Origin of the sequence: Streptomyces sp. NPDC050121, assembly GCF_044460385.1 — a bacterium.
GTDB classification, from domain to species: domain Bacteria; phylum Actinomycetota; class Actinomycetes; order Streptomycetales; family Streptomycetaceae; genus Streptomyces; species Streptomyces soliscabiei.
The window spans coordinates 33095-46901 of record NZ_JBITJV010000023.1 but is presented as its reverse complement, the minus strand read 5'-3'; the positions used below and the strand labels follow the sequence as shown (position 1 = coordinate 46901).

Sequence of the window (13807 nt, the reverse complement as noted above, 5' to 3'; positions counted from 1 at the left end):
GCGTGCGCGGCGCACGCTCCCGGTAGCCTCGGCACGTGACCACGCCGAGCAGCAGCACTCCTTTCCCTCCGCCCGCCGGCGCGCGTGCGTACTTGCTGCGGACCGAGCGGGGTGAGTTCGCCGTCGTCGACGCGCCCGTGGCTGCCGGTGTCGAGCCGCGCGGTGTCGCGCTGCTGCTGCCAGGCTTCACCGGGAGCAAGGAGGACTTCCACCAGTTGCACGGGCCGCTGGCGGTCCGCGGCTACCGGAGCATCTCCGTGGACGGGCGTGGACAGAACGAGTCCGATGGACCGGCTGAGGACGAATCCCCCTACGTCCAGGCGGAGTTGGCCCGGGACGTTTTGGCGCAGGCGGCGGCTCTCGACACGCCCCTGCACCTCGTCGGGCACTCCCTCGGCGGTCAGATCGCCCGCGCCGCCGTCCTCCTCGACCACTCCCCCTTCGTCTCGTTCACGTTGATCTCGTCGGGTCCGGCCGAGATCTCGGAGTCGCAGAAGCAGCGCGTGAAGCTGCTGCACGACGCGCTCGCGGTGATGACGATGCCTCAGGTGTGGGCGGCGATCGTGGCGATGGGGCCGCCGGAGGAGGTCGGCGGGCCGGCCCGCGGCTTCGGCGACCCGGAGCAGTTGCGGTTGCGCTGGCTCAACCACAAGCCTGCCCAACTCCTCGTCACCGGGCGCCAGTTGTGCGTCGAGCCGAACCGCATCGCCGAACTCGCCGCCGTTCCCCTGCCGTTCCACGTCCTGTCGGGCGCGCGGGACGACACCTGGCCGGTCACTCTCCTGGACGGCATGGCCCTGGAGCTGCGTGCGCACCGGACCGTCATGCCGGGCGCCGAGCACTCACCGAACCTGGACCAGCCGCTGCCGACGGCCCACGCCCTCGCCGATTTCTGGGGACGAGTCCAGCACCGCTAGTACTGCCCCTGCACGTGCTCCCAGAAGCCGTCCCGCAGGGCGCGTCTCAGGTCGGCCTGGCCGCGCAGGGAGTACTGCAGGATGCCCTCGGCCTCGACGAGGAGATCCTGGTCGACGGAGCCGGGGAGGTAGGGGTGGCCCGGCAGCAGCTCCGCGAGGGTCTCCCTGCCCCGGGCGGCGAGCCACTTCGCCGCGATCTGCGCGCCGACGAAGCGGACGGCCTCGCGGGTGGGCCGGCTCGCGCCGTTCGCCTCGTAGCCGGCGACGGTGCGCCGTGCGACGTACGGCTTGAAGAAGTCGAGGTCGAGGGTGCGCTGGCTGTCGACCTCCCAGAGCAGCGGCTCGGCCTGGTTGCGGCCTTCCGGGGCCTCGATGCCCCAGAGGTGGACGCGGGCGCCGTACCCCTGGGCGGCCTCCACCGCCGAGACCAGGTCCTCGTCGCCGCCCAGCAGGGCCGCGTCGCTGATGGCGCGGTGGCGGGCCAGTGACTCAAGGTCCGTCCGGATCAGCGAGTCGACGCCCTTCTGCTGGTTGTTGGCGTTCAGGTTGCCCAACCGCACCTTGACGTCCGGCAGTTCGGCGATGGACTGCTGCTCGGCGGTGTGGATGCGGCGCCGGGCGCCGTCGTACCAGTAGACGCGCAGCAGCCGGCTGTCGGCGAAGATCGAGCGGGCCCGGTCGATGAGCGCCTCGATCAGGCCCTCCGCGTCGAGGTCGAAGGCGCGACGGTCCTCGGTCCCGGCCACCAGGCGTCCCGCGGCCGCGTACAGGTACCCCGCGTCGACGAAGATCGCGTGGGTCGAGGGCGTCTTGGCCACCTCGGCGAGCATGCGGGTCAGCAGCTCGTTCGTGCGGTCGATGCGGGCGGCGAGGGCCGGGAGGTCGTCGTTCATCGTCTCCATTGTCCCGGTGGTCACGCTGCGAACACAACCGGTCCCGTTCAGTCTCCGCAAACCCACTTACCCGTTAGTAGTTAGCTGTTCGAAAAATTTCTTTAGCGTAGGGAATGTTTGTAACACGCATCGCGTTGACTCCTCATGTACGCAGCAATCCCCCACCGGGGATGACCAGACGAAGGGAGAAGCAATGCGCTTCGAAATCATGCGACTCGACGACGTCGACGGCACGCCCGTGGACAGCACCGTCGTGGACGCCGCCTCCGTCAACCGGATCGTTCAGCAGGCCGCCGCCATCGGGCAGCGGCTGTGGATCCGTCCGGCCGACACCGCGGCCTCGTAACACGGGTCCTTGCACACAGGTTTCAGAGCCCCCTGCAGCCGGCTTGGATTCAAGCGGCCGTAGGGGGCTCTGCGTGTACCGGCAATGTTTCAGCTCGCCCGGATCACCTGGGTGACCCCGTTGATGATCTGCTGCACGGCGATCGCGGAGAGCATCATTCCAGCGAGCCGCGTCACGAGGACCACACCGCCGTCCTTGATGACGCGGATGATCAGCAGCGAGTACCGCATCACCAGCCACAGCACGGCATGGATGGCGAGGATCGCCGTCCAGACCGACACCTGCGAGGCCACGCCGTCGGCCTTCTGCACGGCGAGGATGACGGACACGATCGCGCCCGGTCCGGCCAGCAGCGGCATGCCCAGCGGGACGAGCGCGACATTGACGTCCTTGGTCTGCTTCGGCTCGTCGGTCTTGCCGGTGAGCAGGTCGAGCGCGATCAGCAGAAGCAGCAGCCCGCCCGCGATCATCAGCGCGGGCACGGAGACATGCAGGTAGTCGAGGATCTGGTGGCCCAAAAGCCCGAAGACGGTGATCACACCGCCCGCCACGCAGACCGCCTGGAAGGCCATCCGCTTCTGCACCTTGCCGGGGCGTCCGGCGGTCAGCGCGAGGAAGATCGGGGTGATCCCGGGGGGATCCATGATGACAAAAAGGGTGAGGAAGAGAGAACCGAAGACAGCGACGTCGAACATCAGTACGGAGGCCTTGCGCGAAAGAGGGTGAGTGGAGGTGCGGAGGGGTGAGCGTCAGGCTCCGCCGGTCCCCGGCACGGGGAACGCCCCGGTGGCCCGTCGGGTGATCTCCCCGTATACCTCGGGGTCGGTCGTGTACTCACCGAGCACGCACGTCTTGCGGCTGCCGTGGTAGTCCGACGAGCCGGTGACCAACAGCCCCAGATCGGCGGCCAGCCCGCGCAGTCGCGCCCGGGTGTCCTCGTCGTGGTCCATGTGGTCGACCTCGATGCCGTCGAGGCCGGCCGCGGCCAGCTCGGCGATCGCCGCCTCCGGCACCGTGCGCCCCCGCTTGTCGGCACCGGGGTGCGCGAAGACGGTGACCCCGCCCGCGCCCTTGACCAGCCGGATCGCCTCGAAGGGGTCGGTCTCGTGCTTCTCGACGTAGGCCCGGCCGCCGTCGGACAGCCAGTCCTCGGTGAACGCGTCGCTCACGGTCGGTACGACGCCCAGCTCGACCAGCGCGGTGGCGACATGCGGCCGCCCGACGGACCCCTCGCCGGCGATCCGCTCGACCTGCCCCCAGGTGACGGGCACGCCCAGCGCGTTGAGCTTGGCGACCATCCCGCGCGCCCGCGGCACTCGGTCGTCACGCACCAGCTCACGCTCGGCGAGCAGAGCGGGCTCCTCGGGGTCGAACAGGTAGGCCAGCATGTGCATGCTGATGCCGTCGATACGACAGGACAGCTCGGCGCCGGTGACGAGCGTGAGCCCCTGCGGCAGCGCGGCGATGGCCTCGGCGTATCCCCGGGTGGTGTCGTGATCGGTCAGCGCGACGACGTCCAGACCGGCGGCGGCGGCATTGCGTACCAGCTCGGCCGGGGTGTCCGTACCGTCGGAGGCCGTGGAGTGACAGTGCAGATCAATGCGCACGACGCAGGCTCCAGGCGATGACAGGACGGACGGGGACGCTCCAGCATAGCGCCCATTCGAACGCCACCTGTCACACCCAAAGTCCAGGTTCACCCTTTACACAGGCAGGTCTCTGAGGGGCGCGGGGAACTGCGCGACCAGCCACCGACGACCTGCACACGCCCCCAAAGCCCAGCCCCTACGGCCCCTACGGCTTGAGCAGGCGCGGCGAAAGCGCCCCGCACGGCACCAGCTCGATCTCCGCCCCCGCGTCCCGCAGGTCCGTCAGGACCAGCTCGTCGTACATCAGCAGCCCCGACTGCTCGGGCCACACGACCGCCCACAGCCACAGCCCCCGTGCCTCGCCCGCGAAGACCGCGCGGTCGTCCGGGGTGGCGGAGACATGCCACAGGGGGGTCGGCCGGCCCGCGGCCAGGACCTTCGCCTGCGGGGGTTTCTCGACGCTCATGTAAGGGCCAGGGTCGGGTCCGTCGACACCGGCGTACCGCGCGCCGAGGCCGACGCCCAGCTCCTCGGCGACCAGGATCAGCTCGCCCATGCCGCCGAGCGGGCCCGGCCCGGAGCAGGCGACAACGGTGGCGCGGCCTCCACTGCGGTCGTCGCCCGCGTACGTGACGCCCGTGAAGAGCCAGCCGACCGGCAGCGGCCACGGCATCCACACCGGGACCTGCGTGCGGTGCACGACAACACTGAGGGCCTCGACGCTGGGCGGGATCACGGGCTGCAGCGGATGCACCGTCCCGTGCACATCGCACTGCCAGGAGTCGGAGAAGAGTCCGGGAGCCCTGACCCGGCCACCACACTTCGGGCAACTGGGTTCGCCCCTCATAGGGCCCCACGGTCCTACCCGAGCCCGCCCACGTCAAGGACGATCACCCGTCCGGGCGGAACCAGTTGAACCGGCGGCATTTACATGTAACTTGCACTAATTAGCCGAGCTAACTTACTATGTGCATACACCAACCATCTCAGAGGGTGAGGGGAACCATGGACACGTTCGACGCCGGAGCCGGGAGCATCCTGCGGCAACCGAAGGCGGTGTGGGCGACGGCCGGCGCGTCCGTCGTCGCCTTCATGGGCATCGGCCTCGTCGACCCGATCCTGCCGTCCATCGCCCAGGGCCTGGACGCCACGGCCGGCCAGGTCTCCCTGCTCTTCACCTCGTACTTCCTGATCACCGCCTTCGCGATGCTGGTCACCGGCTTCGTCTCCAGCCGCATCGGCGGCCGCCGCACGCTGCTGCTCGGCCTCGCGCTCGTCGTCGTCTTCGCCGGGCTGGCCGGCACCTCGGGCTCGGTCGCCGAGCTGGTGGGCTTCCGGGCGGGCTGGGGGCTCGGCAACGCGCTCTTCGTCTCCACGGCCCTGGCGGTGATCGTCGGCGCCGCGGCCGGCGGCAGCGCGGCCGCCATCCTGCTGTACGAGTCCGCCCTCGGCCTCGGCATGGCCTGCGGACCGCTGCTGGGCGCACTGCTCGGCGACGCCAGCTGGCGCTACCCGTTCTTCGGCACCGCGTTCCTGATGGCGATCGGCTTCCTGTGCATCACGGTGTTCCTGAAGGAGCAGCCGAAGCCGGCCCGCAGGACCTCACTCCTGGACCCGCTCAAGGCGCTCGGCCACGGCGGACTCGCCTCCGCCGCAGCCTCGGCGTTCTTCTACAACTACACGTTCTTCACCGTGCTGGCCTTCACCCCGTTCGTGCTGAACATGACCCCGTACAAGTCGGGGGCGGTGTTCTTCGCCTGGGGTCTGCTGCTCGCCGTCTTCTCGGTGGTCGTGGCGCCGCGGCTCCAGAAGCGGTTCGGCTCGTTGCGGGTACTCGGCGGCTCACTGGTGCTGCTCGCCGTCGACGTACTCGCCCTCGGCTACGGCGACCACACCACGGCGATCGTCTGCACGATCCTGTCGGGCGCGTTCATCGGCGTGAACAACACGGTCTACACCGAGTTGGCGCTCGGTGTCTCCGACGCCCCGCGGCCGGTGGCGAGCGCCGGCTACAACTTCGTGCGGTGGTTCGCGGCGGCGGCCGCGCCCTACTTCGCGCCGAAGATCGAGGAGTGGACCGACATCCGCATGCCGTTCGTCGTCGCGGCGGTGACGGCGGTCCTCGGCGCGGTCGTGGTCGTCGTACGGCGCAAGGCCCTCACCTTCCCCCACTCTCGGCTTCGCTCGAGCGGGGGGACCCCCATGGCAGCGGAACTGGAGCCGAGGCACGCGGCCGAGGACGGCGTGGCCGTCTTCGCGAACTGAGCCCGACGGCCTGACGGCCCGACGGAAGCCAACGAGACGTTTTCAGGCACGTGTTGGTGACATCGGTCACCCGGGCCTCAGTCGAGCGGGACGGACCCGCGGGAGGGATCCCGCAGGTCCGTCCCGTTCGTCAGCCAGCGCTCCTGAAGGGCCTGGGCGCCGTGCACGCGTTTCCAGGCGGCCTCGTTCGGGGTCATGGGGAGCAGGGGCAGGAAACGGACCGGGTCGAGGGGCTCGTCGAGGTCGAGGTCCTCGACCAGGCCGCCCGGCTCGGCGACCAGGACCGAGGTGAACGGGGCGCCGGGCCACAGGGGTTCACCGACGTCGAGGGACGCGCCGGGGGCCACGACCACGCCCTCGACCTGCGGGGACGCGGCGAGCACGGCGAGCGGGCGGAGCACCTTGTCCGTGTCGGCGGTGCCGGGGCGGACCGACAGGACGAGCTCGGCGCGCGGTCCCAGAGCCGGGTCCGCGAGCACCGCCGTGGGGTCGCTCATCGGCTGCGCGGACATGCCGAGGGTGGCGTAGCGGACGACGTCGCCCTCGTGGAAACGCAGCACCTCGACGCGGTCCGTACCGAGGAAGGTGACCGCGGCGCGGGCGTCCGGCTCGCCCAGCGCAGTGCGCAAACGAGCCTCGACCAGAGGAAGAACATCAGCCATGCGGCGAGCATAGAACTGGTCGGCGCAGGGTAAAGCAGCGCCTTGACACTTCGGTCGGCTGGTACTCTGGGCCGGTAGTTCGGGGCAGCACGCTGAAGCGTCGCGATCTTGCCCCGACGCAGACGAGACTCCCTTACGAGGGACCGGCTGGAGGAGGTGGGGCTGTCATGGATCGAAGTCACCCGTGCAGTACCACTCGCTCTTCCGGCCGCTGATGCAGCTGCTCTGGCCTCTTCGCCTCCGGCTGGTCGCCAACGCTCGCGCTCATCTTCACGCCGAAGAGCACTTCGTTTCGTTCTTGCCTGATCTGTCTGATCTGAATCTGATCTGAATCAGTAGCGAAGCTCGCCACCGCGACGGAGCGGTGCTCCCCGCTTTGTGGACGTGCCAAACATCCTTCCCAGCCCTGCCGGCCGGGGAGAGCCAGTCAGGACGTCCCCATTCCGGGCAGTTCCACCCGTCGTGGCGGTCTTTCTTTGCTCGTCGCGAAGGAGCCTGCCATGTCGATGATCCGCGACCTCCGTGCCGTCGTCCGCCCCGCCCGCCCCTCCCTGCGCAAGGGGGGCGGGCGCATGGACAGCGGCGCCTACGACACCACCCGTGACCCGGCGACGCCGTCGGCCGTCGTCGACTGCGCCGTCTACCGCGACGGCTCGCGCGTCACCTTCCCGCAGCCGCCGACCCCGCAGGAGGCCATGCGTCAGGTGCGGCGCGACGGAGGCTTCGTGTGGATCGGTCTGCACGAGCCGACGGAGGCCGAATTCGCCGGTATCGCAGCCGAGTTCGGGCTGCACCCGCTGGCCGTGGAGGACGCGGTGCAGGCGCACCAGCGGCCCAAGCTGGAGCGCTACGACGACTCCCTCTTCACCGTCTTCAAGACGATCCACTACGTCGAGCACGACCGGCTCACGGCCAACAGCGAGGTCGTCGAGACCGGTGAGGTCATGTGCTTCACCGGCAAGGACTTCTTCATCACCGTCCGACACGGCGGCCAGGGCTCGCTGCGCGCGCTGCGCCACCGGCTCCAGGACGACCCCGAGCTGCTCGCCAAGGGCCCCTCGGCCGTGCTGCACTCGATCGCCGACCACGTCGTCGACGGCTATGTCGCGGTCGCCGACGCCGTGCAGGACGACATCGACGAGGTCGAGACGGAGGTGTTCTCGCCGGGCCGCAAGGGCACCCCGCGCGGCACGGACGCCGGCCGGATCTACCAACTCAAGCGTGAGGTACTGGAGTTCAAGCGTGCGGTGTCGCCGCTGCTGCGGCCGATGCAGCTGCTGAGCGAGCGGCCGATGCGGCTGGTCGACCCCGACATCCAGAAGTACTTCCGGGACGTCGCCGACCACCTCGCCCGGGTCCAGGAGCAGGTCATCGGCTTCGACGAGCTGCTCAACTCGATCCTCCAGGCCAACCTCGCGCAGGCGTCCGTCGCGCAGAACGAGGACATGCGCAAGATCACGTCCTGGGCCGCCATCATCGCCGTGCCGACGATGGTGTGCGGGGTGTACGGCATGAACTTCGACTACATGCCGGAACTGCACTGGAAGTTCGGCTACCCGGTCGTCATGGCGGTCATGGTGGGCATGTGCGTCGGCATCCACCGCACGCTGAAGCGCAACGGCTGGCTGTGAGGGCCGCCGGGCGGGCCCTGGCTAGGCTGGCGTCATGACAAGAGAGCTGCTCGACCAGGCCCTCGTCGAGGAGGCCACCAAGAAGTCCGGCCTCATCTGGGTCCGGGGCGCCGGCGAACCGGCCGCGCGTGCACTGTGGCACGTGTGGCACGAGGGCGCGGCCACTCTGGTCGGCGACGGTCCCGGTGAGCAGCCGCTGCCGGGGCTCGTCGAGGGCGGCTCGGCCGAGGTCACCGTCCGCAGCAAGGACAAGGGGGGCCGGCTGGTCTCCTGGACGGCGACGGTCGTCGGGCTCGCGCCCGGCGGCGAGGCCTGGGAGGCCGCCGTCGCCGACCTCAAGGGCAAGCGGCTGAACGCGCCCGACGGCGAGGCGATGACCGAGCGCTGGGCACGGGAGTGCCGGGTGCTGCGCCTGGAGCCGACGGGGGCCACGCTGCCCCTGCCCGACGGGGATCTGGCGGCGCGGCCCGTGCCGTCGCCCGCCACCACGCGTGAGCCGGTCCCGGCGGGGCTGCCGAGGCTGCTCCTGGGCAAGAGACGCCGCAAGCGGTAGTCACGACGTCGGCAGCTGCTTGCCGTAGTCCACCGTCTCGTCCTTCGCCGGTTCCGTCAGGGCGAAGTCCTTGCCCCAGGCGGAGAAGCTCAACGTGCCCGCGCCGCCGGCCCGCACCAGTCGCAGCGGGTACGGCTCGCCCTCCAGGGACACGTCCAGCGTGCCGCCGGAGCCGCCGTCGCCGGTGATGCGGATCGTGCGGACGCCGGACTGCTCGTGGTGGCCGTCCGTGTCCAGAGAGCCGTGCAAGGTCAGCAGACCGTCGAGGAGGAGGTTCTTGTCCGTGAAGCCGCTGAACTTCTTGTACGAGGGGTCGCCCGTCGGCACCTTCACGTACTTGCCCTCGAGCTTGTCGCCCGCGGCCGTGTCCGAACCGCCGTCGTCGGACGTGCCGTCGTCGTGGTTCCAGAACTCCGCGTCGGCCTTCAGGAACAGTTGCTCGCCGACCCGCAGCAACCGGAAGGTGGCCCCTTCCGCGGTGACCGACCCGCTGCCGCCGTCCGCCTTCAGGCTCATGTCGAGCTTGTACGTCTTCCCGCTGGTGACGACGCTCCCCGAGAGTCGCACCGCGTCCACGGAACCGGCGGCCGTCTGCGCCTTCGTCTGGATCTCCTTGGCGGACAGCTTGCCCACGCCGTTCGTGCCCGCGTCCGGATCCTCGCTGCACCCGCTCGCTCCCAGGCCCACGACCAGTGCGCACACCGCGCTCACCAGAGCGGTCCGACGAGTACGGCCCGGGGGAATCGCAGTCACAGAGAAGGCTGCCTTTCTGCGGGGGTGTGCTGAGCGGCGTACGGCAGCGTACCGGGGTCCGCGGGTGCCGGCGGAGCCAGTCCGTCCGGACCGCCCACCAGGGCGTCTGCGATCGGGACGGGCTAGCCTGAAGCCCGCACGGACGGGCAATTGGGAAAAGGACGGAGGTGTGGTCATGGCAGCGGGCGCCCCGCGGATCTTCGTGTCGCACCTCGCCGGCGTCCCCGTCTTCGACCCGAGCGGCGACCAGGTGGGGCGCGTGCGCGATCTGGTCGTCATGTTGCGTGTCGGGCGGCGGCCCCCGAGGGTGCTCGGGCTGGTCGTCGAACTGTCCACGCGGCGCCGGATCTTCCTGCCCATGACCCGGGTGACCGGCATCGAGTCCGGCCAGGTCATCACCACCGGCGTGGTCAACGTCCGGCGCTTCGAGCAGCGGCCCACCGAGCGGCTCGTCTTCGGCGAACTGCTGGACCGGCGCGTCAGTCTCGTCGAGGCCGGGGGGCCGGGAGAGGAAGTCACCGTCCTCGACGTGTCGCTGCGGCAGCTGCCGGCCCGCCGGGACTGGGAGATCGACCGCGTCTTCGTGCGCAAGGGCAGGAAGGCGAGCGCCTTCCGGCGGGCCAAGGGCGAGACGCTGACGGTGGAGTGGTCGGCGGTCACCGGGTTCTCGCTGGAAGAGCACGGGCAGGGCGCGGAGAGCCTCCTCGCCACCTTCGAGCAGCTGCGCCCGGCCGACCTCGCCAACGTGCTGCACCACCTGTCGCCGAAGCGGCGCGCGGAGGTCGCCGCCGCCCTCGACGACGACCGCCTCGCCGACGTCCTGGAGGAGCTCCCGGAGGACGACCAGATCGAGATCCTCGGCAAGTTGAAGGAGGAGCGCGCCGCGGACGTCCTGGAGGCCATGGACCCCGACGACGCGGCCGACCTGCTCGCCGAGCTGCCGACGGCGGACCAGGAGCGGCTGCTGAGCCTGATGGAACCCGCCGACGCGGCCGACATGCGGCGCCTGATGGCGTACGAGGAGCACACCGCGGGCGGGCTGATGACCACCGAGCCGATCGTCCTGCGCCCCGACGCCACCGTCGCCGACGCCCTCGCGCGGGTGCGCAACGCCGACCTCTCCCCCGCCCTCGCCGCCCAGGTCTATGTCTGCCGCCCGCCCGACGAGACGCCGACCGGCAAGTACCTCGGCACGGTCCACTTCCAGCGCCTGCTGCGCGATCCGCCGTACACGCTGGTCAGCGCGCTCCTCGACGAGGATCTGCAGACCCTGGCGCCGGACGCGGCGCTGCCGGTCGTCGCCGGGTTCTTCGCGACGTACGACATGGTCGCGGCGCCCGTCGTGGACGAGGCGGGGTCGCTGCTCGGCGCGGTGACCGTGGACGACGTCCTGGACCACATGCTGCCGGAGGACTGGCGGGAGACGGAGTTCCACCTCACCGAGGACGGCGCCGAGGGCGGGACGGACGGCGAAGGGGCGGGTCCGGATGACTCCCGAGCGTGAGAGCGGGCGCGGCGAGCGCACCGCGACGGCCGGCGCGCCCCACAACCGCACACCGGCCGGGGCGACGGCGACCAGCCGTCCCCGGGCGCGGCTGGACCAGCCCCGGCCGCCCCGGCGGCGGCTGGTGCCCGAGTGGGACCCGGAGGCCTTCGGGCGGCTGTCGGAGCGCATCGCACGGTTCCTGGGCACCGGGCGGTTCATCGTCTGGATGACGATCGTCATCATCGTCTGGGTGCTGTGGAACATCTTCGCCCCGCGCGACCTGCGCTTCGACAACTACCCGTTCATCTTCCTGACCCTGATGCTGTCGCTGCAGGCCTCCTACGCGGCTCCGCTGATCCTGCTCGCGCAGAACCGGCAGGACGACCGCGACCGGGTCAACCTGGAGCAGGACCGCAAGCAGAACGAGCGGTCCATCGCCGACACCGAGTACCTGACCAGGGAGATCGCCGCCCTGCGGATCGGTCTGGGCGAGGTCGCCACCCGGGACTGGATCCGCTCGGAGCTGCAGGACATGGTCAAGGAACTGGAGAATCGGCGGGACGGGCACCGCGAACACGCCGTATTCCCGGCAGAACGGTCGCGAGGACGTGACGTAGACGACCGGTGACGGGCTTTCCGAGGCCCGGCTACCGGGCCGTACCATCGACCCTATGGCTAGCGAAGACGCGGTGCGCGAGGCACTGGCGACGGTGAACGACCCCGAGATCAACCGGCCCATCACCGAGCTCGGGATGGTGAAGTCGGTGGAGATCGGCGCGGACGGGGCGGTCGCGGTCACCGTGTACCTGACGGTCTCCGGCTGCCCGATGCGCGAGACCATCACGCAGCGCGTGACCGACGCGGTCTCGGCCGTCGAGGGCGTCACCCGCGTCGACGTCACCCTCGACGTGATGAGCGACGAGCAGCGCAAGGAGCTGGCGAGCGCCCTGCGCGGCGGCCAGACCGAGCGCGAGGTCCCCTTCGCCAAGCCCGGCTCCCTCACCCGCGTGTACGCGGTGGCGTCCGGCAAGGGCGGCGTCGGCAAGTCGTCGGTGACGGTGAACCTGGCGGCGGCGATGGCGGCCGACGGACTCAAGGTGGGCGTCGTCGACGCCGACATCTACGGCCACAGCGTGCCCCGCATGCTGGGCGCGGACGGCCGTCCGACCCAGGTGGAGAACATGATCATGCCGCCGTCGGCGAACGGCGTGAAGGTCATCTCCATCGGCATGTTCATTTCGGGCAACGCCCCGGTGGTGTGGCGCGGCCCGATGCTGCACCGGGCGCTGCAGCAGTTCCTGGCGGACGTGTACTGGGGCGACCTGGACGTGCTGCTGCTGGACCTCCCGCCGGGCACCGGTGACATCGCGATCTCGGTGGCCCAACTGGTCCCGAACGCGGAGATCCTGGTCGTGACGACCCCTCAGCAGGCGGCGGCCGAGGTCGCCGAGCGGGCGGGCTCCATCGCGGTGCAGACCCACCAGAAGATCGTCGGCGTGGTCGAGAACATGTCCGGCCTGCCCTGCCCGCACTGCGGCGAGATGGTCGACGTCTTCGGCACCGGCGGCGGACAGAGCGTGGCCGACGGCCTGACCCGCACGACCGGCGCGAGCGTCCCGGTGCTCGGCTCCATCCCGATCGACGTCCGCCTGCGCGAGGGCGGCGACGAGGGCAAGCCGGTCGTCCTGACCGACCCCGACTCCCCGGCGGGCTCCGCCCTGCGCGCGATCGCGGGCAAGCTGGGTGGACGCCGGCGCGGTCTTTCGGGGCTGTCGCTGGGGATCACCCCGCGCAACAAGTTCTAGCCCGGTCCCAGCCCGGTCCCAGGCCGGTTCCAGGCCCGCCCTTCGTACGACAGTGGGGGGCGCCGTCCGTCATGGACGGCGCCCCCACTGTCGTACGGGGTCGCGTGCCTGATCAGGCGTACGCCTCGATGTCCTTGATCATGGCGAAGCCGAGGCCGTACGCGCTCATACCCCTCCCATACGCTCCCACGTGCACCCCTTCCCGCGTTGAACCGGCCAGCACCCAGCCGAACTCGGACTCGCGGTAGTGGAACGGGGTCGGCACGCCGTCGACCGGCAGGGTCAGCGTCGACCAGTCCGAGCCCGCGAGATCGTCGGCGAGGACCCAGGCCGTCTCGGTCTGCTGGTCCAGCCAGTCGTCGCGCAGGCTGTGGTCCATCTGGCCGGGCCAGGTGAAGGACAGCAGGCCCACGCCCGCGAGCCACGCCGCCGAGGACACCGAGGTGGCCTCCAGCAGGCCCGTGCCGTCCGCGCTGCGCCGCACGGGGTTCGCGGCGACGGTCACGACGACCGCGAACTTCCCGCGGTCCTCGCCGGCCGTCTCGTGCCGTACGGAGGGTTCGTCACCGTGTCCGATGGAACCGTGCTCCACGGCCCCGTCGGCCGCCGTACCCACCTGCATCAGCCAGCGCGGCCCCGTGAAGGCCTCGTCGAGGCCGTACCAGGGGAAGGGTGCCTCCAGGTAGCCGTCGACCGTACGCCGGGCGGAGGGGACCTGCTGTCCGCCCTCCGCGGCCGGCGTCTGCGCGACTGCCCGACTCGTCGTCTCCATGTGCCCGGACGCCTCCTCGTTCTCGACGGAGCGACCGGCCCGCCCCCCTTCGGGCGTACTCGTCCGCTCCGCACAACAACCAGGCAGCATAGCCACCCCGCTCCGGGCTGCCGGGAAACCGCCCGGCGCGTGGAG

Annotated in this window: 15 protein-coding genes; 8 read left to right on the top strand and 7 right to left on the bottom strand. The window is 70.6% G+C overall.

Features of this window, described 5'->3' with window-relative positions; translation table 11 throughout:
• Positions 1 to 35 precede the first annotated feature (35 nt).
• Positions 36 to 917 carry an alpha/beta fold hydrolase gene (locus ACIBTS_RS30300; protein ID WP_399323539.1) on the top strand — a complete coding sequence of 294 codons (882 nt, stop codon included), beginning with the start codon at positions 36 to 38 and terminating at the stop codon, positions 915 to 917.
• Here ACIBTS_RS30300 and ACIBTS_RS30295 read toward each other — a convergent pair.
• Positions 914 to 1810 carry an NYN domain-containing protein gene (locus ACIBTS_RS30295; RefSeq protein ID WP_079659836.1) on the bottom strand — a complete coding sequence of 299 codons (897 nt, stop codon included), beginning with the start codon at positions 1808 to 1810 and terminating at the stop codon, positions 914 to 916. The two genes, ACIBTS_RS30300 and ACIBTS_RS30295, sit on opposite strands and share 4 nt — an antisense overlap.
• A 193-nt stretch (positions 1811 to 2003) precedes the next feature.
• Here ACIBTS_RS30295 and ACIBTS_RS30290 point away from each other — a divergent pair, with 193 nt between their 5' ends.
• Complete coding sequence (locus ACIBTS_RS30290; RefSeq protein WP_399323537.1) at positions 2004 to 2156, top strand: hypothetical protein; 153 nt, start codon at positions 2004 to 2006, stop codon at positions 2154 to 2156.
• 89 nt (positions 2157 to 2245) lie between these two features.
• Here ACIBTS_RS30290 and ACIBTS_RS30285 read toward each other — a convergent pair whose 3' ends face one another.
• The 3 genes from ACIBTS_RS30285 to ACIBTS_RS30275 form a co-directional block, all read right to left on the bottom strand.
• Positions 2246 to 2851, bottom strand: a complete 606-nt coding sequence (locus ACIBTS_RS30285) for a MarC family protein (protein ID WP_079659837.1) — start codon at positions 2849 to 2851, stop codon at positions 2246 to 2248.
• A 54-nt stretch (positions 2852 to 2905) separates the two neighbouring features.
• Positions 2906 to 3763, bottom strand: a complete 858-nt coding sequence (locus ACIBTS_RS30280) for a PHP domain-containing protein (protein WP_319673681.1) — start codon at positions 3761 to 3763, stop codon at positions 2906 to 2908.
• 187 nt (positions 3764 to 3950) lie between these two features.
• Positions 3951 to 4592: a DUF6758 family protein gene (locus ACIBTS_RS30275; RefSeq protein ID WP_399323536.1), complete on the bottom strand. Its 642-nt coding sequence runs from the start codon at positions 4590 to 4592 to the stop codon at positions 3951 to 3953.
• A gap of 158 nt (positions 4593 to 4750) precedes the next feature.
• On the opposite strand from ACIBTS_RS30275, the gene ACIBTS_RS30270 reads away from it, so the two are divergent.
• Entirely contained in the window at positions 4751 to 6010 is a 1260-nt protein-coding gene (locus tag ACIBTS_RS30270) for an MFS transporter (protein ID WP_399323534.1), read from the top strand.
• A 77-nt stretch (positions 6011 to 6087) separates the two neighbouring features.
• Here the strand turns inward: ACIBTS_RS30270 and ACIBTS_RS30265 are convergent, their stop codons facing one another.
• Positions 6088 to 6672, bottom strand: a complete 585-nt coding sequence (locus tag ACIBTS_RS30265) for a suppressor of fused domain protein (RefSeq protein ID WP_399323532.1) — start codon at positions 6670 to 6672, stop codon at positions 6088 to 6090.
• 500 nt (positions 6673 to 7172) lie between these two features.
• Here ACIBTS_RS30265 and ACIBTS_RS30260 point away from each other — a divergent pair, with 500 nt between their 5' ends.
• Together ACIBTS_RS30260 and ACIBTS_RS30255 are read left to right on the top strand one after the other, a co-directional pair.
• Positions 7173 to 8303 (top strand): magnesium and cobalt transport protein CorA, encoded by a 1131-nt coding sequence (locus tag ACIBTS_RS30260; protein ID WP_399323531.1) that lies wholly within the window; start codon positions 7173 to 7175, stop codon positions 8301 to 8303.
• Between the two features lie 34 nt (positions 8304 to 8337).
• Positions 8338 to 8856: a hypothetical protein gene (locus ACIBTS_RS30255; RefSeq protein WP_399323529.1), complete on the top strand. Its 519-nt coding sequence runs from the start codon at positions 8338 to 8340 to the stop codon at positions 8854 to 8856.
• Here ACIBTS_RS30255 and ACIBTS_RS30250 read toward each other — a convergent pair whose 3' ends face one another.
• Complete coding sequence (locus ACIBTS_RS30250) at positions 8857 to 9609, bottom strand: hypothetical protein (protein WP_399323528.1); 753 nt, start codon at positions 9607 to 9609, stop codon at positions 8857 to 8859.
• 175 nt (positions 9610 to 9784) lie between these two features.
• On the opposite strand from ACIBTS_RS30250, the gene ACIBTS_RS30245 reads away from it, so the two are divergent.
• Genes ACIBTS_RS30245 through ACIBTS_RS30235 form a run of 3 tightly spaced genes read left to right on the top strand, consistent with a single transcriptional unit; the run spans position 9785 to position 12900 of the window.
• A complete protein-coding gene (locus ACIBTS_RS30245) occupies positions 9785 to 11113 on the top strand; it encodes a magnesium transporter MgtE N-terminal domain-containing protein (RefSeq protein WP_399323526.1) in 1329 nt (442 codons plus the stop codon).
• Entirely contained in the window at positions 11097 to 11723 is a 627-nt protein-coding gene (locus tag ACIBTS_RS30240) for a DUF1003 domain-containing protein (protein WP_399323525.1), read from the top strand. Before ACIBTS_RS30245 ends, ACIBTS_RS30240 begins: the two co-directional genes overlap by 17 nt.
• 43 nt (positions 11724 to 11766) lie before the next feature.
• A complete protein-coding gene (locus ACIBTS_RS30235; RefSeq protein ID WP_399323524.1) occupies positions 11767 to 12900 on the top strand; it encodes an Mrp/NBP35 family ATP-binding protein in 1134 nt (377 codons plus the stop codon).
• A gap of 112 nt (positions 12901 to 13012) precedes the next feature.
• Here ACIBTS_RS30235 and ACIBTS_RS30230 read toward each other — a convergent pair whose 3' ends face one another.
• Positions 13013 to 13672: a hypothetical protein gene (locus tag ACIBTS_RS30230; RefSeq protein WP_079659853.1), complete on the bottom strand. Its 660-nt coding sequence runs from the start codon at positions 13670 to 13672 to the stop codon at positions 13013 to 13015.
• Positions 13673 to 13807 lie beyond the last annotated feature (135 nt).